Source organism: Shewanella sp. MF05956 (assembly GCF_059758055.1).
Genome location: NZ_JCAYNV010000027.1, coordinates 13,088 through 32,122, shown reverse-complemented (window position 1 = coordinate 32,122; position 19,035 = coordinate 13,088). Strand labels below are relative to the sequence as shown.

The 19,035-nt window shown below is 41.7% G+C and carries 17 protein-coding genes and 1 pseudogene; 12 read left to right on the top strand and 6 right to left on the bottom strand.

What is annotated here, in order from left to right; translation table 11 throughout:
• Window positions 1-146: 146 nt before the first annotated feature.
• From AC19MX_RS20185 to AC19MX_RS20160, 6 genes are all read left to right on the top strand, one after another.
• Window positions 147-1,547, top strand: a complete 1,401-nt coding sequence (locus AC19MX_RS20185) for an IPT/TIG domain-containing protein (protein ID WP_498299684.1) — start codon at window positions 147-149, stop codon at window positions 1,545-1,547.
• Window positions 1,548-1,614: 67 nt separating this feature from the next.
• Window positions 1,615-2,058 (top strand): hypothetical protein, encoded by a 444-nt coding sequence (locus tag AC19MX_RS20180; protein ID WP_498299683.1) that lies wholly within the window; start codon window positions 1,615-1,617, stop codon window positions 2,056-2,058.
• 73 nt (window positions 2,059-2,131) lie between these two features.
• Window positions 2,132-3,163 (top strand): hypothetical protein, encoded by a 1,032-nt coding sequence (locus AC19MX_RS20175; RefSeq protein WP_498299682.1) that lies wholly within the window; start codon window positions 2,132-2,134, stop codon window positions 3,161-3,163.
• Window positions 3,164-3,219: 56 nt separating this feature from the next.
• On the top strand, window positions 3,220-3,822 hold the full coding sequence (locus AC19MX_RS20170; protein ID WP_498299681.1) for a hypothetical protein: 603 nt from the start codon (window positions 3,220-3,222) through the stop codon (window positions 3,820-3,822).
• A gap of 190 nt (window positions 3,823-4,012) precedes the next feature.
• Window positions 4,013-4,315, top strand: coding sequence for an NINE protein (locus AC19MX_RS20165; protein WP_432405408.1), 303 nt, complete (start codon window positions 4,013-4,015; stop codon window positions 4,313-4,315).
• Window positions 4,316-4,328: 13 nt separating this feature from the next.
• A complete protein-coding gene (locus tag AC19MX_RS20160; protein WP_432365994.1) occupies window positions 4,329-4,553 on the top strand; it encodes an NINE protein in 225 nt (74 codons plus the stop codon).
• A gap of 73 nt (window positions 4,554-4,626) precedes the next feature.
• Here AC19MX_RS20160 and AC19MX_RS20155 read toward each other — a convergent pair whose 3' ends face one another.
• From AC19MX_RS20155 to AC19MX_RS20140, 4 genes are all read right to left on the bottom strand, one after another.
• Complete coding sequence (locus tag AC19MX_RS20155; RefSeq protein ID WP_498299680.1) at window positions 4,627-6,441, bottom strand: hypothetical protein; 1,815 nt, start codon at window positions 6,439-6,441, stop codon at window positions 4,627-4,629.
• Window positions 6,442-6,597: 156 nt separating this feature from the next.
• Entirely contained in the window at window positions 6,598-7,230 is a 633-nt protein-coding gene (locus AC19MX_RS20150) for a helix-turn-helix domain-containing protein (protein WP_160053420.1), read from the bottom strand.
• Window positions 7,231-7,651: 421 nt separating this feature from the next.
• Window positions 7,652-8,533 carry a 23S rRNA pseudouridine(2604) synthase RluF gene (gene rluF, locus AC19MX_RS20145; protein WP_498299679.1) on the bottom strand — a complete coding sequence of 294 codons (882 nt, stop codon included), beginning with the start codon at window positions 8,531-8,533 and terminating at the stop codon, window positions 7,652-7,654.
• Window positions 8,534-8,662: 129 nt separating this feature from the next.
• Window positions 8,663-9,532 (bottom strand): DUF72 domain-containing protein, encoded by an 870-nt coding sequence (locus tag AC19MX_RS20140; RefSeq protein ID WP_498299685.1) that lies wholly within the window; start codon window positions 9,530-9,532, stop codon window positions 8,663-8,665.
• Between the two features lie 256 nt (window positions 9,533-9,788).
• Here AC19MX_RS20140 and AC19MX_RS20135 point away from each other — a divergent pair, with 256 nt between their 5' ends.
• Window positions 9,789-12,836, top strand: a complete 3,048-nt coding sequence (locus AC19MX_RS20135; protein ID WP_498299678.1) for a transglycosylase domain-containing protein — start codon at window positions 9,789-9,791, stop codon at window positions 12,834-12,836.
• A 146-nt stretch (window positions 12,837-12,982) separates the two neighbouring features.
• Here AC19MX_RS20135 and AC19MX_RS20130 read toward each other — a convergent pair whose 3' ends face one another.
• Window positions 12,983-13,420 carry a DUF3429 domain-containing protein gene (locus AC19MX_RS20130; protein WP_498299677.1) on the bottom strand — a complete coding sequence of 146 codons (438 nt, stop codon included), beginning with the start codon at window positions 13,418-13,420 and terminating at the stop codon, window positions 12,983-12,985.
• 82 nt (window positions 13,421-13,502) lie between these two features.
• On the opposite strand from AC19MX_RS20130, the gene AC19MX_RS20125 reads away from it, so the two are divergent.
• A complete protein-coding gene (locus AC19MX_RS20125; RefSeq protein ID WP_498299676.1) occupies window positions 13,503-13,994 on the top strand; it encodes a GNAT family N-acetyltransferase in 492 nt (163 codons plus the stop codon).
• On the opposite strand, the gene AC19MX_RS20120 is transcribed toward AC19MX_RS20125, so the two are convergent.
• The gene (locus AC19MX_RS20120; protein WP_498299675.1) at window positions 13,991-14,173 is read right to left on the bottom strand and encodes a CCGSCS motif protein; all 183 of its coding nucleotides are present in this window, start codon (window positions 14,171-14,173) and stop codon (window positions 13,991-13,993) included. The two genes, AC19MX_RS20125 and AC19MX_RS20120, sit on opposite strands and share 4 nt — an antisense overlap.
• Before the next feature lie 262 nt (window positions 14,174-14,435).
• Here AC19MX_RS20120 and AC19MX_RS20115 point away from each other — a divergent pair, with 262 nt between their 5' ends.
• The 4 genes and pseudogenes from AC19MX_RS20115 to AC19MX_RS20100 form a co-directional block, all read left to right on the top strand.
• Entirely contained in the window at window positions 14,436-15,764 is a 1,329-nt protein-coding gene (locus tag AC19MX_RS20115) for a DEAD/DEAH box helicase (RefSeq protein ID WP_498299674.1), read from the top strand.
• A gap of 179 nt (window positions 15,765-15,943) precedes the next feature.
• On the top strand, window positions 15,944-18,007 hold the full coding sequence (locus AC19MX_RS20110; RefSeq protein WP_498299673.1) for a PhoX family protein: 2,064 nt from the start codon (window positions 15,944-15,946) through the stop codon (window positions 18,005-18,007).
• 155 nt (window positions 18,008-18,162) lie between these two features.
• Window positions 18,163-18,303 (top strand): VOC family protein, encoded by a 141-nt coding sequence (locus AC19MX_RS20105; protein ID WP_498299672.1) that lies wholly within the window; start codon window positions 18,163-18,165, stop codon window positions 18,301-18,303.
• Window positions 18,304-18,547: 244 nt separating this feature from the next.
• Window positions 18,548-18,811 (top strand): annotated as a pseudogene (locus tag AC19MX_RS20100) (VOC family protein); the annotation flags it as partial.
• Window positions 18,812-19,035: the final 224 nt, after the last annotated feature.

The window sequence follows — 19,035 nt, the reverse complement described above, 5'->3', positions numbered from 1 at the left end:
AGCCGACGAAGATAAGCATTGTTGGAAAACAAAAGCGATGCATGATGAATCCATCGATGCTTGAAGCAGTATTAAAGGCTGGATTTAGTAGTTAGGTTAAAAATTAAACACTCATGCGGTGACCCTGCGATAATGATGCTGATGGGATGGCTGATATAAAAGAAATAGCTTTAGGTATGAATCCAAACCGGTCGGATACTGATGGTGATGGTATAAAAGACAGTTATGAATATTATGTTTATCAAAATGGTCAATTAAATACTGACGTCGATAACGACGGTATTGCAAACTTTTTAGATGATGACTCCGATAACGATGGCTTACCTGATTGGCTTGAGTCATTCACCGATGCTGATAAAGATAGCTTGGGTAATTTTGTTGATACAGACAGTGATGGCAATAATATCATCGATGGTGTTGAAGCAGTTAACATGGGCATACCGGCAGACACCGATGCTGATAATACACCTGACTACATTGATTTAGATGATGATGCAGACGGCGTTTTTGATATTTATGATAGTAATAGGCTAGTTCCAGTTGATGAGTCGGATTCTAATGCTACAAAATTTAAGTTATATGGCGTAAGTACCATTTTAACTGAACAGACGCAGCTTTCTGGGCAATCAATGCAAGGGCAAACTATTTCACTATCGGGAACATTTTCAAATAATACCGAATATACCCTTGTATTATTTATTGGTGATGAGCTGTTTAATCAAAAAGTGGTAAGTGATAGCCATGGAAAACTGAGATTGAAAATACCCCAACTGAGTATTCTTCAAACGAGCAGTCTTTCAAGCAGTGTGTTTGTATATTCATCTATGGATACACAAACTAATACCCGTCAATTCGAGTTATTATCGCCTGAAGTGCCTATTATTACTGAATTTGATAATCGAACCTACGCTAAAGGCGAGGTGATTAGATTCAAAGGTTGGAACTTTAACTACAATACTTCGGCTTGGTTCGGTGATATCAATGTTAAAAGTCATTCCCTTTCAAATAGCAAAAAAATCGAATTTAAAATTCCACATGAGATAAGCCAGTTTTCTGTTCAGTTACAAAATGGATGGGGTAAAGGAAATAGTCACCGACTAAAAATAAAAAATGAATTTTCAATACGCTTATCGGTACCCAAAGCGTTGTCAAGTGAGTATGATCGTTTGTACTATGATGATGCTGACGGCAATGTGAAAGAGCTCAATGCCTCTGGGGTAACGGTAGTGGATCTTCCAGCGCTAAATGACCCAATGTTAACCCTGTATGTAAAGAAAGACGCTGAATACATAAAGTTGTATGCATTAGCTATTCAAGGTAATGATGTTCAGACCGTTTCTTTGGATACGACATTGTTTGCATGGTTGACATATGGTTATCCTAAACTGACGCTTGAGTCGATGAAAGCAAACCCGTCATACCCTGCGCTATATGATTATGTGTATAACCAATTACAGCAAGATATCTACTTCTTTAGTTTTGCTGATGCGAACGCACAAAATGAATTTTTCGAAAAAATACGATTGTTTGGCAAATCTATCAAATAACAGATTGTTTTACTTTTATTTTTTATAAAAGTCGATACCGAATTGTATAAGTTAAATGGAGTTTAATATGAGATTAGTCGTAAGCCTTATAACCATAAGTAGCATGATGCTATTTAGTGTTTCAGCGAGTGCCCTAGAGCGCTTCGCGGGGATTGAAGATGGTTCCGATGCGAACCTAAAGGCCGTCTGCCAAGACTATATGGTTAATAGTTATTTGAAAAATGACCCTGAGCTTTTTTTCCATTTATTGCCTAAATCAATGGTAAGCCGCGCAGAAAGGTTGGAAAAAGTATGGTACGAAGATCATTTTAAACGCTTTGGCAGTGAGCCTTTAACTAAATACGATGTTTTCGAGATGGAAGATAAACTGATAGACAAAATGCATAAAGGTCATAAGATTAAGCGTATAAAAATAAAATATAAAGCCGGGATAATGGAAAGCATCAAAAGAAGCTCATGTGGTTTTGAACAATTTGAGAATAAACGTTGGTACTTTGTCCAAAAACCTTAACTAAGTAAACAAGCCCTATTTATTAATAATAGGGCTTTGCTTTTTTAATGCCTAAAAAATATTAAAGGGATTTATGAGTTATAAAATTTGTAAGCAGACAGATGATTGCATTGTGTTGCAAGATACTGGTGGCATTATCGACTTTATTTTTGGTATGGGTATGGCCGCCATGGGGGCAGGTGTTATTTATTTAGGCTGGTTTGGCTACCAAGATACCGGTGAGATATTCATACCACTCATTATAGCCCTTGTCGGCAGTTGTTTATTCTTTCCTATGTTTAAGCGTAACCGATTAACGATTGATGCAACCCGTAAAGAGGTGGTGAAAACAAAGTCCTGGTTTGGTATAACCAAAGAAAAAGAGATTGTGACTAATAGCAATCTTTCATTACTCGAAATGTCTGGTTTCATTACCGGTGAATTTAACGCTTTTTTTGATCGTCAACAAAGCGTTATGCATCATTATGCGCTTAAGTTTTATAGCTACCCTGAATGGCATATCACTATCAGAAATGTTTCAACCATGATCAATATCGTGATGTTTTTTGAAAAACACTTTGATACCGATTTAGCATTAGTTGTTCAGCATAAAAGGCATAAATTTAGTACTAAAGGGTTATTAAAAGACCATAAGCCCACTGCACTTCCAGCAGGTGGTTTAGTACGCGAATCTGGCTTTCAGCAACTGACTGTAGGCGGCATGCCTTTTACATCATTAAGATTTTGGCTGTTTGCGATGAGTACCATAGGCATATCATTTTTTATTTCGATATTTATATTATTCTTTTCTGAATCCGTTTTTACACCCTATGTATCCTTGCCTATTCAATATGCTTTATCAACGTTACTGATTGGCTTTTTTTCTTGGGTATTTTTTTATCGCGCAGCGGGGACAAAACTCAGAATTTATAATGATGCTTTGATTGTTAAACATGGGGTGTTTAACGAAAAAAACTATAAACGTTCAGATATCATTGGCGTAATAAATATTACCAGAAATACGTATTTAGTGACTCGGCTAGGTGCAGAATGGTTAGCTTTTAGATTACCCACAGAATACAGCTATGCCATTCATAGTTGGTTAATGCCATATCTGAAACGCTGACTCAGAATACTGGAACCATTTACTTACTTATTTAACTCAATTACAGGATGTTATCGATGAATATTTTTAAAAAAGCCAGCTTGTTGGTGGCCATGACTACAGCCATTACCACAATGAGCTTTGCTGCATTGGCGAGCAATCAAGGCGCTATTGATGCATTTGAAGCCAAAACTAAACCAATAGCACAAGATGCAAAAGTCTTATCCGACAAGCAATTAGTGTTGATGCAAGAGTTTAATCAGCTCGTTGCGTCGGGTAATGCAGCTGCAGTATTTCAAAGTGGTAAGGTTACAGAGTTACAGGCGCTCGGCGAGCAGACGTTGGTGCAAGCTAAGTTATTTGTAAAAGAGTACCAACAGTTTTTATCTGAACTACCAGAAACCTCTACCTGTTATACGCCTGAAAATGTCTCTGAATATAATCGCCTTATTAATGAGGTGGCGATCAAGAATCAATCTTTATCTGAGTTAAGCAGTACGGTCACACCAGGTGATGAAATGGCGGCCACGATGGCAGTATTAAACTTACAAATGCACGCAGGGCAGGTGAGTGGTTTGGTGCAAATGTTCCAACTGGTGAAGATGTGTTACATCTCTGATGCGATGGGTTATACCAAAGAAGATGTTGAACGAATGCAAGCACTAGATAATGAGCAATAAGATTGACGACTATCACATTGCCAATTTTATTTTTTTGAAGTGTTGATTTTTTGTAACAATGCAATGTTTTGCTTGGCAGGACTAATTTAGTTTATGTTGAATCAATCACTTATCAGTTTTTAAGGTTGTATTAAGTTGTTAATTTATATATATTTAACAACTTATTCATCTCGAAAATATTAAGGATAATATGCAAGAGGTTATTAAATCGGATAAAAAGTATGCAGTAGCAGTGATTCTATCTGGAATATTTGGCGTATTGGGCATTCATCATTTTTATTGTGGAAGAATGGCTCATGGTGCATTTGATTTAGCTTTAGCGATTGTAGGTATTAGTTTGATGCAGTCTGATGACTTTTCGCTATTTATGATTGGTTTGGGCCTATTTATTATTGATGTTATCCATACTGTGATCGTGACGTTTATACTATTGGTTGGAAACTATAAAGATGGACAAGGTAAATTAATTACCTATCCGGGACAAAAAATTTAATTAAGGGATTACAATGTCAGAGATTCAATTAAGCGATAAAGGTTTTGTGCCAACACTATTACTGTGTTTTTTCTTGGGTGTTTTTGGTGCACATCGTTTTTATGTCGGTAAAATTGGTACCGGTATCTTAATGTTGTTAACCTTAGGTGGTTTAGGCATATGGTCATTGATTGATTTTATCATTATCGCTGTTGGTAGCTTTAAGGATAAAGAAGGTAATATGATTAAAGCGGGCTAGTTTTTTGTTGCTTGATAAAAAACCATTAGCTTTTGCTAATGGTTTTTTACATTGCGGGTAAGCTATAAGCTTCTTATAGTGTTGTTTTTAGTGACAATAGATGATTGTATAATATTTGGGTAAAGCGTTCTGAATTGTCATAAGTCAACATCAGTTGATTATTTGCGTCTTTCGTATTGAAAGCTTTATTTAAATTGACTTCAATTAACTGTTGATCTGCAACTAAATAATATGTAGGAAGAATGTACTCAGCAACTTCATCATTTATAGCGTCCTCAGTGCTAATAATTAATGGCTGACTACTTGGACTCATGCTGCGTTCTACTGTAAATGTCGTTTCTGGTTGCAGGTCAATATCAAGCAGAGTGATCTTACTTTGTTGCTCATCGACGATGATAAACTCTGGATATAAACTATCAAATTGTGCTCTAGCGACATCATCTACTGTGATCATATCAGCTGTCTCATAATCAGGAAGGTCGTAGATTTGATAATTATTGACTTCACGACACATGACATCAGCTTCTTGAGATACGTTTATAGAATATAATGTTTGTGGCCAATTAATCGTGTTGAATTTAAGACTTTCAGGAATAATATTAAGTATTGAGCTCCAGCTATCACTTGGTGTGAGTATTTTTTCTACATTAATTGTGACATTAACATCTGTTGAGTCATACACTGTTTTGTAACTATTACCTTCTATAAACGGTTCAGTCTTCGGCAATGGTGCAATGGTATACCAACCGTTATGGGTTGTGTTCCAGCATTCTATTTCAACTTCTTGCTCATCTATATCTTTAGGAAATTCGGTAACATACCCTATTCCGTCAATAGAGGTTGACCCTATTACTGTCTTCCCTGTCTCATCATTGTCTAGTGAGAATGTACTGAACTGTGACAGTAACGATAGCGATAAGGTATTAGTGAAACCTTTATCATTAATAATATTACCAAGCACAATATCCCAATCATTTTGTGACAGAATACGAGAATCGATAGGTAATTCTGTAAATCCTAATGCGATGGCTGAGTCACTAAAGAGAATGTTAGCGGCTAAAGTAAAGGCGTCATCTGAGAAAAACTCTTCGATAGAAAGACCGCTATCACTTAATATTTGCCAAAGTTGAGCATACGTAGCTGCAAGAATTTTTTCTGCTGCAATTAAGTTTGGTATTTGAGTCGCGATGACTTGCTGTAAATAAGCAATGGCATAGTCTATGCGCGTAAAGCTAGCATTGGCTGACATTTCAGCAGAAACTGAGTACAGCGTATTTGCATCTAATTGGTACAAAATAGCTAATAGTGCGTCTAACTCGGTTGATAGTTGATTAATTTCACTGTCAGACAGATTTTGATTCATCATTTCTATCACGCGAGACTGCTTGATATGCGTCAGGTTGTTAATCGCGCCATTATATTGAGGGCTTGCGATTAATGTACCTTGTCCTGCATCATCAACAATCGATTTGGGTGTTGCTCGGTTAGTCGGGTTTTTAACCTTAAGCGCTAAAGAGCGGGCCTGGATTGCTTGTGTTGCTGCCGCCGCTTGCCAGTTAGCCACTAAATAATAGTCTGGCGTTTCAACTTCGCTTGTCCACTCTAATTGATAGTTACCCTCAGCATCGGTAATTGCGAATGGCTCATCGCTATCACAAGCTAAGTTTTTATTTAAATCAGCGCACACTGTAGCGCCAGATAATGCGCCTTGATAAACCGCTAACCCAGCAATTTGATGGTTATATTCAGACACTGGTGGCGTTGTAGGGGTAGTTGGTGTACCTGCATCTGGTTGGGTGGTGTCTGTAGTTGAGTCATCGTCTGATGATCCACAACCTGCTAATAGTGCGCCAGAGATTAAAATGGCTAATAAACTTTTATGGTGCATTAATGTGTCCTTACATTGGATTGTGACTGTGCTTTCACCGATATGTTGATTACCGCACAGTGTCGTGATGCATCGTAATACATCTGTCAACTCACTTTTATCCAGTGAATACGTGTCCAGAATGCAGTATTGATGCGGTTTTATTAAAAGAGATGGTTAACCTGCCGCGTAGGCAAATAACTGACCTCGATTTTTAATCTTGGTTTTTTTATAAATATTTTGCACGTGCATTTTGACCGTGTTAACGGAAATGTTGAGCTCTTTGGCCATTTCTTCGTTAGTAAGTCCATGCAGTATAAGCGATAGAATTTGTTGTTCTTTTTTTGTGGTCACCGCAAGAATTTTAGCGCGGTTGCCTGACGACGGAACTCGTTTTTTTTGCAAAATGTACTTAGATACGGCTTTATCGCTAAAGCTAATATCGCCATCTTGTACTTTGTTTATGCTCTGTATTTGATCGACCAGGCTTGCGTCGATGCTCATCGCCGCATGAAATCCAGAAGAGATTAGAATCACTTCGAGCTCTACGTTTAACGCTGGGCAATAGGCAATATGCAAATGACTCTTAAACAATTCTGCAGATAAATAGCTTATCTCTTGTAGCGGGTGCTCAAGGTAATGAATCAATATCGCGGTGCTATTTTCTATACTCGCAATCGTCGACAACTCAGCAGATGCACAGCTTGAACTGCATGTAATGAGATTGCATTCTATGAGATTTGCAAGATGCTGAAATGGCTCTTGCAGATGTAGAGGGAAATCGAGAATAAGCAGGTGTTTAGTGAGCATGTTACTTTCCTTGTTTAAAAATACAGCATCCCTTTGCGGTATTTTTTGAGCCTCGCGGTTGCCTGTTATGCATAAAGTGGCATCGCTTAGTTATCAAAATTGCGTACTGTTAACTCATTTTGTATTTTTGGCGCTAACTCTGATCTTGCCTTGGCTTGTCACATTGTTTGCATTTAAATTTGTGCAGTTTATGAGCCGAGTAAGATAAATTAAAAAAATGGAGCTGTACATTATGCTCATGCTAGAACTTGACAAATACAGCGTAAGTACATGTTTACACGCTGTATTTGAGGTCGTTTTTTGCTGTTTAAATGAGCAGGGCGATATAGTACAACATTATAATCCTGTTGCATACGGTAAAATGGGTGTTTTTTCATTCAAGACCCATTCTTTACGATATACCCTTTGTGCTGTGAGGCGGTTAACGTTTAGGTTTGCGTGAATGGCTAGGTTTGCCCTTGTTTGCGGCGGGTTTTTTAGGCTTGCTGCCTCGACCTTGCATAAAGTGTTCTGGGCCTTCAATGGTGTCGCGCATACTCTTGAGTGGCTTTTTCTTGGCTTTTTGCGGGGCTTTTTTTACTTCAGATGACGAGTGTTCAATCAACTTCATTAAGGTACTGAGCTCTTGCTCGTCTAAATCGCGCCATTCACCTATCGGTAATCCTTTAAGCGACACATTCATTATTGATTGGCGCTCAAGCTTGGTGACTTCAAAGTTAAAGTATTCGCACATGCGGCGAATTTGGCGGTTAAGGCCTTGGACTAACACAATTTTAAATGCATAAGGTGACACTTGCTCAACCTTACACTTTTTGGTCACTACGCCCAGGATGGGGACGCCAGCAGACATGCCTTTGATAAAATCATCGGTGATAGGCTTGTTTACGGTAACCACATATTCTTTGTCGTGATTATTACCCGCACGCAAGATTTTATTAACTAAATCACCATTGTTAGTTAAAAATATTAGCCCTTGTGAATCTTTGTCTAAACGCCCAATGGGGAATACCCGTTCGCTGTGGTTAACAAAGTCGACGATATTATCGCGCTCAGAACCTTCGGTAGTGCTGACAATGCCGACAGGCTTATTCAATGCGATAAACACTAAATCGGCTTCGTCACGTGGCTCAATGTCCTGGCCATTCACTTTCACTTTGTCACCTAACTCAACGGTGTCACCAATTTTTGCGCGTTTACCGTTAATAAATACATTGCCCTGTTCAATGAAGCGATCGGCTTCTCGGCGTGAGCATATGCCGCTCTCGCTGATGTATTTATTTAAACGGGTTGCAGATTCACTCATAGCGGTTCCTTTATCAACATAAACGCGCTGCAATGGCAGGCTGGATCGGCGCTGATAATATCATAAACTTTTTGATTATTCTTTAAGGCAAAGCCTTTAAAGCTTGATGTATCAATCATCCAAGTCACATTACAAATCAAAGCCCAGTTGCGCAGTGGTGTCTTTATGTTGAGGTAATAAGTTGATGTTTGCCAGTGGCGTGGCTGAGTCATGAAGCTGCTGTTGTAGTAACCGATATAAATCGACGGCTAACTGCGGTGCATCTTGATTGTCTGGCGTGTGAATAAACACATAAGGTTGTTTGCCCTCGGCCACCCATAATGGCAATTGCTTAAGCCAGTTTTTAAAGAAATGCACATTCGCTTCTGCTTGTGGGTGCCCAATAAAACGCACCACAGGATGTTGCGCAGTGGCAATGGCATGTACTGGTACTTTAGGCTTTTTTTGATGAGCATCAATCACCGCAGCAGAGGTGGGCGGCGCAGCAAATACTGGGCGAGTGTCCATAATAATGCGATTGCATTGGTTATCAATAAGTAAGCGATTAAGGTCGCGTTCGGCATCACCTTTGGCAAAAAAGGCTTGATGACGAACTTCGACACCATAAGTTAACCCTTGAGGTACTTGCGTTAAAAATTGCGCTAAAACCGGCAAATGTTGCGGACCAAAGCTGGCCGGTAATTGAATTTTCCACATACCTGTTACGTCGAGTAATGGTGCCATCACCGAGAAAAACTGTTGTAACGCGGGGCCGGCGTTGTGCAGCTTTAGTTCGTGGGTAATGTGCTTGGGCAACTTAAAGGTAAATCTAAAATCCTGGCTGACTGCTGCGCGCCAAATTTTGGCTTGGGTAACTGATGGCGTGGCGTAAAACGTAGTGTTGCCCTCAACGGTATTAAAGATGTCAGCATAGCGGGCTAAACGCTGGCTTGAGTCATTATTGCCATACACGGTTTGCTGCCAATGGTTTTGCGACCACATTGCTAACCCCAATCGTATGAATGGTGCATGCGGTTGTTGAGCTGATGTAGGGGAATGTGTATTCAAAATGTTCCTCAGAATAAAACGGTTTTTGGCTTGTTTATGACAAAAAACGCTTTAACGGCTTAAAAAACGATATTTAGTTATTTTGTCTATATCTAATCAGTTTGCCCATCTGATAAAATTAGCCTCATTGGCTATGCTATCTGGTTATCATATCAGCCAGAAAACAAAAAATGCATTATCTTGGTGTTAAGCGTGAGTTGGAGTGTTTGTGTCTAGTTCTGATCCTGAAAGTCAGTTTGATAATTACCGCCCTAAAGCGTCTTCGGCAAAGCCGGTTAAAGTTCGTAAAAGTAAAGCTGGCTGGTTACTGATTATTTTTATTTTAGCGACAGCCTATTTGGTTGAGTTTGAAGTAAGAACGTCTTATTACCAATCGTACTTTTTACACCAATACGCCACTAAGTTGACTTATCAGTTACGTGACTATCGTAGCGACGCAGTTATTTACCCTAAATATGGCCCGTTTGATGACCGACATGGTTATAGCCAACTGCCGCAAAAAATTGAGCGCTTAATCGAACGTAATTACCAAATTACCCAGCAAGTGGCGTTTTCGCCGATGTTGATGGATTACACCGAAAAAGGCTTTTTTCCGCCGTATCACGAAAAAGCCCAATCAGGTTTATTAATTAAAGACTGCCGCGACATGACAGTGTTTGATTTTTCATACCCTAAACGCGTGTATCAAGACCAGGACAATATTCCGCAACAAGTCATTAGTACCCTGTTGTTTATTGAAAACCGTGAAATGCTCAGCCCTGAAACCAATTACAACCCTGTGGTCGATTGGCCTCGTTTTGTGTTGGCTGCGGCCAGCCAAATTGCTGAAATTGCCGGTGTCGACATGTCTAAAGCCGGTGGCAGTACGTTAGCCACCCAAATTGAAAAATTTAGGCACTCTAATCATGGCTTAACCTTAAGCATTAAAGACAAGTTACTGCAAATTGGTTCGGCCATTGTGCGGGTGTATCAACAGGGCGAAAGTACCATTAATGCTCGCCAGCGTATTGTGCAAGATTATCTTAATACCGTGCCGTTATCGTCGGCTCCCGGTTTTGGTGAAGTGCATGGTATTGGTGATGGTTTATGGGCATGGTTTAAAACTGATTTTACTCAGGCCAATCAGCTACTGCTTAGCCGTCATACCCAACAAAACTCAGCGCAGCGCGGTAAGGTGTTTAGAGAGATTGTGGCGTTAATGATTGCCCAGCGTCGTCCGTCATATTACTTATTGCAAGGCCATGATGATTTAGAGTCGTTGGTTGACAGCTATTTACGTTTATTGGGCCGCGATGGCCTGATTGAAACCCAGTTAATGGTGTCGGCGTTAGAACAAACTCTTACCTTTAATACCACTAAGTTAGCAAGCACTAACCCTGCTAATAATAAAGGCGTTAACGCCGTACGCATTCGCACTGCGGGCATGTTAGACCTTAACTTATTCGACTTAGACCGTTACGATTTAACAATTAACAGTACATACCATGGTGACTTACAGCAAAAAGTGAGTGATTACTTACGCAGCCTGGCAAACGTCAGTTCAGCCGAACGCATTGGTTTATTGGGCGAGCGTTTATTGTCTGCGCAGCAACTCGATAAAGTGCTATACAGCTTTACTTTATATGAAAGCACCGACAGCGCTAACCGTGTGCGTATTCAAACCGACAGTATTGATCAGCCTTTTGATATTAACGAAGGCAGTAAACTCGAGCTCGGCTCTACCGCTAAGCTGCGGGTATTGGCAACGTACTTAGACATTATTGCCGAGTTGCAACAGCGTTTCTCAGCCATGACGGTAGCCGATTTACGCCAGGTCGATGTAGAGCGCAAAGACCATATTACTCGCTGGGTGGTGGATTATTTAATTACCACACGTGACCGTAATTTAACTCGTATGCTCGACGCGGCGCTGCAACGTGAATATTCAGCTTCACCAGATGAGCGCTTCTTCACGGGTGGTGGTCTGCATGTATTTAATAACTTTAATAAGAAAGAAAACAGCCGCGTACCCACCTTATATCAAGCCTTACAAGAGTCGATAAACTTACCGTTTGTACGCTTAATGCGCGACATTGTTAGCTACAGCAGTAGTTACAATAGCGAAGGTAGCGTGTCGCAATTGTTGCGTAATGACAAAGATCCACGCCGCGAAGAATACCTAAAAGCGTTTGCTAAGCGTGAGGGGAGTTCGTTTGTAAAACGTTTTTACCGTAAATACCGCCAGCTTGCGCCAGAGCAACGTTTAGAGGTGTTATTTGATGGGATCTCGCAACAAGAACATAAGTTAACGGCGGCATATCGTTATTTAAAACCCTACGACGGTGCCCGCGAACTTAAGGCCTTTTTAAGCGCGCGTTTGCCGACTAAAAACTTTACCGATAAACAAATTAACTTACTGTATAACAAGTACGGCGAAGAAAAATTCAACCTTGCCGACCAAGGTTATATTACCCGAGTGCATCCGTTGGAATTATGGGTATTACGTTATTTAAATGATTACCCAGAAACCGGCTTAACTCAGGTATTAGACGATGCCCAACCTCAACTGCAAGAGGTTTATCGTTGGCTATTTAGAACCCGCCATCAAAATGCCCGCGATGTGCGTATTCAGGTCATGCTTGAGGTTGAAGCGTTTTTAAGTATCCACCAACGTTGGGTGAGAATGGGTTATCCGTTTGAATATATGGTGCCATCGTTAGGTTCTGCGTTAGGCAGCTCGGGCGACAGGCCAGCAGCACTAGCCGATTTAATGGGGATTATTCAAAATGACGGTTATCGTTTCCCCACCGTGCGCATTGATGAACTGCAATTTGCTAAAGACACCCCATATGAGGTGACGCTTGCCAATAATAAGCAAATGGTCACACGAGTGATGCATCAGGAAGTGGCTAGAGCTCTTAAGCGCGCGCTTGCGAATGTGGTACAAAATGGCACCGCCAGACGACTCAATGGCAGCTTGTTAGACAGTCAAGGCCAGGCGATTATTATGGGCGGTAAAACCGGTACCGGCGACAACCGCATCGCAACCGAAATCCGTAATGGGCGTAAGGTATCATCAACGGCAATTAACCGCACAGCAACGTTTGTGTTTTACCTGGGTGATCGCCACTTTGGTACGTTAACGGCATTTGTTCCAGGGGAAAAAGCAGATGATTTTAGCTTTACCTCAGCACTGCCATTACAAGTGTTAAAAGGCATGATGCCAATTCTGTCGCCAATGATTAATCAAACTGAGCAGTGCCAGCCAGGATTGTAATAGAGGCTGAAGATTGTCGCACTCGATTGACGTTGTTGGGTAAAGCAATAGCTCAAACTTTAAAGCAGTAGATTAAAAGAGTCAGTTAAACTAAAAGCCCATGGATGATCCATGGGCTTTATTGATCCTGAGTTCTGGCCAGTGAATTATTGATACAAGCTGAGCATCACCACTAGATGGCACACAGCAACCACACTGGTGAGGATGGTACGCAGGGTAATGTAGCGGGTGGTCGCAGACAATTGTTTGGCTTTAAACTCAATATACAATAAATACACGTAGCCACTGACCAATAAGATTAATGCCGACAATTCAAACGGGGTTAATAGTGCAATCCAACAGCCTAGGGCAATAACGTTACTGATAATCAATAATTTAGCGATACTGTCATCAAGATTTAATACTACCGCTTTGCCCCACAATGCTCCCGCCATAAAACTTAAAATAATCGCACTGTAACTAATAAAGCCAAGTAAGGTATGCTCAGGTGATAACACACTATGGTTAAACGCCAACAGGCTCAGTGTGATAAACGGAATTAAGCCTGCAAATCCGAGCCATTGCCAAGTGCTGATATTTTTCATGCTATCTCCTTTGGTATAAATAACGCCGTTAACTCCAATATAAATGATCTTAGTTGTACAACCTATAGGTGAATGAAGCCCAATGAATATTTATCTTAAAGACGTTAGCGAACAAGATTTAAGCTTATTATTTGAGTTTCAAAATGACCCTATCGCCAACAAGATGGCAGATTTCCCGGCACGGACACGCGAGGCGTTTTACCAGCATTGGCAGCAGAATATTTTTGCCAATGATCAAGGTATCGCAATCGGTATTTGGCATAACAATTTGTTGGTTGGCCATTTGGTGTCGTGGGTAAATCTTGAATTAGCCACAGTCGATGAGCCAGAAGTGCGCCTTATTGGCTACTGGATGGGGCGAAAATACTGGGGGCAGGGCATAGCGACTCAAGCACTTAAGTTGTTTTTACAGCAATACATAAGCAGCCCGGTTTACGCCTATATTGATGCGCAAAACCAGGGCTCGTTAAAGGTGGCTCAGGCTAATGGGTTTGCGGATGTTACGCCGCAATACCCATCGCTGTTTGCTAAAGATAACTTATTAATATTTAAGCGTGATAGCGTTAAAAGTTAATGACCAGCACCGCCGCATCCACCACAACAACTGCCGCCATTACCTTGTTTTTTCTGTGATGTTTCTGTTGTTGTCGTTTTCGCTTCAACGCGATTAGTCTCTAGCGCTTTTTGGGTCACTTGGCTAACCGATTCTGTTTGTTTGGCTGGTTTAAAAATACCGCTAATTGAAAAACTCATGGTGATGCCTCGTGATAAAGTGGTTAGTGACTAATCGTAAATCAATTTAAACAACTTAAACATATAAATATATTGCATGTTTAATCATATTCTTCTTCCTGTGTGAGTCAAGTGCTTTTAGTGAAGTACAGAAAGTCCTTTTGCGGCATGTGTGCTGCCTCACATAGTGTGGCGAAGGCAAATGGTATTGATGAGCCGATCATTTACGTGATTGCGATAATGGATCTGGTTTATACTAGCGGCTCTTGTTATTGGAGTGCTTATGTCTTTTGCTGGATTATCGTTACATCCCACCTTATTAACTCGCTTAGCAGAATTAAATTATCAGCAAGCTACACCTATTCAATTAAGCGCTATTCCGGTGATATTAAGCGGTAAAGATGTGATGGCGGGCGCGCAAACCGGCACGGGTAAAACGGCCGCTTTTGCGCTGCCCATATTACAATCAATTTTGAATCAGCAACTGCCTGCGCCATCACAATCAACACAAGCACTGTCAACAGAAACACAATCAATATCAACACAAGCACAATCACCTCAAACACAAGAAAAGCCGCAGAGTATTAGCAAGGTTATTCGTGCACTCGTGTTAGTGCCTACCCGCGAATTAGCACAACAAGTTCACCACAGTATTGAGCAATATGCCCACGGCAGCGGCATTACCAGTGTGATGGTATATGGTGGCGTCAGTATTGGCGCGCAAATTACTCAGCTCAACAATGGCACCGACATTTTGGTGGCAACCCCAGGGCGATTATTGGATTTATTGCGTAAGCGAACGCTTACTCTGTCGCAGTTAACGCATCTCGTGTTTGACGAAGCTGACCGTATGCTTGATATGGGCTTTAAAGATGAGATTATCGATGTACTCAAACAAGTGCCTAAAACACGGCAGACCCTGTTGTTTTCAGCCACGTTAGATGACCGTATTTTTAGCTTTAGTAAACGCTTACTGCAATCGCCTAAAGTCATCGAAGTTGCTAAGCGTAACACCACCGCCGCGAGTATTGTTGAACGCGTTTATAACCTCGACGGCAACCGAAAATGTGCGGCGTTGTGTCATTTAATCAAAGTGGAGAATTGGCAACAAACCTTGATTTTTAGCCGTACCAAACAAGGTGCTAATGCCCTAGTGAAACAAATGAAACAGGCAGGCGTGAGTGCAGAGGCATTTCATGCGGATTTGTCGCAAGCGGTGCGTGAGCAAGTGCTAAGCCAGTTTAAAAGTGGCGAGCTTACCGCGCTGGTGGCCACCGATGTTGCAGCCAGAGGCCTAGATATTAACGAGTTGAATTACGTGGTGAATATGGAGTTACCGTTTCAGGTTGAAGACTATGTCCACCGAATTGGCCGCACAGGCCGTGCGGGTAATCAGGGCCAAGCCGTTACGTTACTCAGCGTCGACGATGAGCCGTTATTGGTTAAGTTAGAAACTTTTTTAGACCGCCGATTGCCGCAACAATGGTTAGCAGGTTATGAGCCAGACCTCGACCAAATGGCTGTTACCACGCGTAAAACCACCAAGAGCGCGCTGAAACAACAAGCCCGTAAAAAAGCCTTAGGCCAACGTCCGTCACGCAATAAAAAATAATTGTGCTTGCGCGACTTTCTTATGGACGTCGCGCATTGGTATATTATTTCCGTCTTTTAATTGCCATATTATTGTCATACTTTTTGAACCTTGTTGTCACATTAGTTGCTTATCTTAACTGTCGAATAATCATACCTACATTTGAACAGTTATTTTGTGAGCATACTAAAGGACACTATATGAGCAAGGCGACGTTTAACCCAATTCGTTTTAATAAAAGCAATAACACTCCTTTCAATGAAGTGATGGACAAACACCTTTCGCGTCGTAATTTTGTTAAACGTGGTTTGGGCTTAAGTGCCATGACCGCTTTTGGTGGTTTCGGATTAAGTGCTTGTGGTTCTGATAATAAAGACAGTTCCACAGAAACCCCAACCACTCCAACAACGCCTACAGCTCCAACACAAAGCTCAGCAGTATTAGGCTTTGAATCTATTCCGGGATCGCTAACCGATGCCGTTGCCGTTCCTGCGGGCTATTCTGCTTATGTCTTAGCACCTTGGGGCACGCCGCTCAATACCAAAGCCGCAGCCTGGAAAGATGACGGAAGCAACACCGCAGATGACCAAGCTAACTCAGTGGGTATGCATCATGATGGCATGCATTTTTTCCCACTAAATGATGCTGGTGATGACGGCTTATTGTGCATTAACCACGAATACATTGACCAAAGTGCATTACATCCAACAGGCCCAACGTATGACACCGACGGCAAGCGCAGTGTTATTGACGAAGTGCGTAAAGAAATCAATGCTCACGGTATTTCAGTTGTACGCATCAAGCTGGTATCAGGCATGTGGCAAGTGGTTGAAAACGACAGCTACAATCGTCGCTTTACCGGTGCTAGCGTAATGGATATGGGCGGTCCTTTAGCGTACAGCTCGTATCTTGAAACGCGCTACTCGCCAGACGGAAGTCAGGCGCGCGGTACCCTCAACAACTGTGGTAACGGTTACACGCCTTGGGGCACGTATTTAACCTGCGAAGAAAACTGGCCAGAGTATTTTGTGAATAAAGGCGAGAAGACTGAAGCGCAATCACGTATTGGCATTCCAAGCACTGACACGCGTTATGGCTGGAACCATTTAGCCGGTAACGACGATGAGCGTTTAGACGAATTTGCCCGTTTTGACATGACACCAACCGGCTCAAGTGCGGCTAACGATTACCGCAACGAAGCCAATGGCCATGGTTATATTGTTGAAATTGACCCATACAACCCGAACTCTCGCGCGGTTAAACGCACAGCATTAGGCCGTTTCCGTCATGAAGGTTGCGTGTTTGGTAAGCTTGAAGAAGGCAAGCCACTGACGTTTTATTCTGGTCACGATTCTCGCTTTGAATACCTCTACAAGTTTGTGTCTGACGCAGTATGGGACGCAGCAGATGCCAACAGCAGCAATCGTTTAAGCGTCGGCGACAAGTACATGAATGCCGGCACCTTATATGTGGCCAAGTTCAGCGAAGATGGTGTGGGTGAATGGTTACCGCTAACCCTAGAAGCGATGACGAGCGATGGCAACACACTGGCAGGTAGCTTTAGCTCATTAGAAGAGATTATTCTAAACACAGCGGGCGCAGCAGATTTGGTCGGTGCAACCCCAATGGATCGTCCAGAATGGGCGGCAGTGGATCCATTTACTGGCAGTGTTTATCTGACGCTTACCAATAACAGTAAACGTACCGACAGCACTAACCCTGCTAATCCACGTTTAAATAACAACTTTGGTCATATTATTCGTTGGGACGAAGGCGATGCGGCCACTGACTTTAGCTGGGATATCTTTGTTTTTGGTTCGCCAGATGATGGCGATGCAGCAACTAACTTATCGGGCTTAACTGACCTCAACCAGTTTGCTAGCCCAGATGGATTGGCGTTCGATACTCGCGGTATTTTATGGGTGCAAACCGATAATGGCGCCTCTGAAGTGGGTGAAGAAACCAACGACCAAATGCTCGCGATTGTGCCATCAACCATGGTTGATGCTGACGGTAACCAACAAGTCGTGAGTGCCGACAATCAAACTCAGCTTAAGCGTTTCTTTGTTGGGCCAAACGGTAGTGAAGTCACAGGTTTTGCGATTACTCCTGATTACACTTCCGTTTTTGCTAATATTCAGCATCCAGGCAACTGGCCATATTCTGATAAAGCAGATGAAGCTACACCCGCTGGCATAACAGTTCGTCCACGCGCAGCAACAGTGATTATTCGCAAAGATGATGGCGGTGCGGTCGGCGTTTAATATGCTGTAGGTCACTTAGAGATAACTTAGAGATAACTCATTAGTTGCCTTAAGTGATAGCCACTTTTAATACTAACCCTGATAGACTCGTGCTATCAGGGTTTTATTATTTATCAGCATATTATTTATCAACGTATATTAAAAACAGGAGCGTTATGCTAAAAGGCATTCACCATGTGGCCATCATTTGTGGCGATTATCCTCGCTCAAAAGTGTTTTATACCCAAATATTGGGGCTAAAGATTATTGCCGAAAATTATCGCCAGGCCCGCGATTCATATACCCAATCAACTTGAAGATACGTGTTTCAGAGCTTCACCGTGTTTTCAATACTAGGCGCGTTAATGCGGTAATGTAGGTACCTTATAAATTAGCGCAACAACGTAGTGGGAACACGGTGAAACTCCCAAAGGGCAAGTTTTACACGCGTTTATGCAGCGTTATTGATTTTGGAAAGGGAACAGCCATTACCCGCAATCAATGCCTTGCCTAAACGCGTGTAAATTCTTGCTGAAATCGAGCATCTTCAGGTTGATTGGGTATAACTTAGACCTTGCCTTGCCAGACGGAAGCCAAATTGAGCTGTTCTCGTTTAATGGTGCCCCACAAAGACCGAGCTTTCCTGAGGCGCAAGGATTACGACACCTAGCCTTCAACGTCGACGATATCAATCAAGTGGTACAGCATTTACAACAACATGGTGTGGAGGTTGAGCCTATTCGAGTCGATGAGTACACCAATAAGCAATACACCTTTTTTATCGATCCTGATGGCTTGCCATTAGAGCTATATCAAACGGCTTAACAGGCTTTCTTCCCAGGTTACCGCTCAACTTTTTACTCTCTCATTGCGCTCATACTTACGCTGCCTATGTCGTTTTTGGCAGCGTGCTTAAGTGCTTTCGTGTCAACGTTATCTTTACCTTGTTGTTAATTATCATCAGTTGCAGCGTAAATAGACTTTTAAAATTACAATCTTTACACAAATGATAATGATTTGTATTTGCGATCTTTATTGTGTTTATGTAG

What these genes read in the sequence shown, in the direction of transcription:
- AC19MX_RS20150 (WP_160053420.1), bottom strand. Translation starts at nt 7,230, where the DNA reads ATGCTCACTAAACACCTGCTTATTCTCGATTTCCCTCTACATCTGCAA.
- AC19MX_RS20105 (WP_498299672.1), top strand. Translation starts at nt 18,163, where the DNA reads ATGCTAAAAGGCATTCACCATGTGGCCATCATTTGTGGCGATTATCCT.
- AC19MX_RS20170 (WP_498299681.1), top strand. Translation starts at nt 3,220, where the DNA reads ATGAATATTTTTAAAAAAGCCAGCTTGTTGGTGGCCATGACTACAGCC.
- AC19MX_RS20180 (WP_498299683.1), top strand. Translation starts at nt 1,615, where the DNA reads ATGAGATTAGTCGTAAGCCTTATAACCATAAGTAGCATGATGCTATTT.
- AC19MX_RS20165 (WP_432405408.1), top strand. Translation starts at nt 4,013, where the DNA reads ATGCAAGAGGTTATTAAATCGGATAAAAAGTATGCAGTAGCAGTGATT.
- AC19MX_RS20160 (WP_432365994.1), top strand. Translation starts at nt 4,329, where the DNA reads ATGTCAGAGATTCAATTAAGCGATAAAGGTTTTGTGCCAACACTATTA.
- AC19MX_RS20185 (WP_498299684.1), top strand. Translation starts at nt 147, where the DNA reads ATGGCTGATATAAAAGAAATAGCTTTAGGTATGAATCCAAACCGGTCG.
- AC19MX_RS20125 (WP_498299676.1), top strand. Translation starts at nt 13,503, where the DNA reads ATGAATATTTATCTTAAAGACGTTAGCGAACAAGATTTAAGCTTATTA.
- AC19MX_RS20155 (WP_498299680.1), bottom strand. Translation starts at nt 6,441, where the DNA reads ATGCACCATAAAAGTTTATTAGCCATTTTAATCTCTGGCGCACTATTA.
- AC19MX_RS20130 (WP_498299677.1), bottom strand. Translation starts at nt 13,420, where the DNA reads ATGAAAAATATCAGCACTTGGCAATGGCTCGGATTTGCAGGCTTAATT.
- AC19MX_RS20175 (WP_498299682.1), top strand. Translation starts at nt 2,132, where the DNA reads ATGAGTTATAAAATTTGTAAGCAGACAGATGATTGCATTGTGTTGCAA.
- AC19MX_RS20115 (WP_498299674.1), top strand. Translation starts at nt 14,436, where the DNA reads ATGTCTTTTGCTGGATTATCGTTACATCCCACCTTATTAACTCGCTTA.
- AC19MX_RS20120 (WP_498299675.1), bottom strand. Translation starts at nt 14,173, where the DNA reads ATGAGTTTTTCAATTAGCGGTATTTTTAAACCAGCCAAACAAACAGAA.
- rluF (WP_498299679.1), bottom strand. Translation starts at nt 8,533, where the DNA reads ATGAGTGAATCTGCAACCCGTTTAAATAAATACATCAGCGAGAGCGGC.
- AC19MX_RS20110 (WP_498299673.1), top strand. Translation starts at nt 15,944, where the DNA reads ATGAGCAAGGCGACGTTTAACCCAATTCGTTTTAATAAAAGCAATAAC.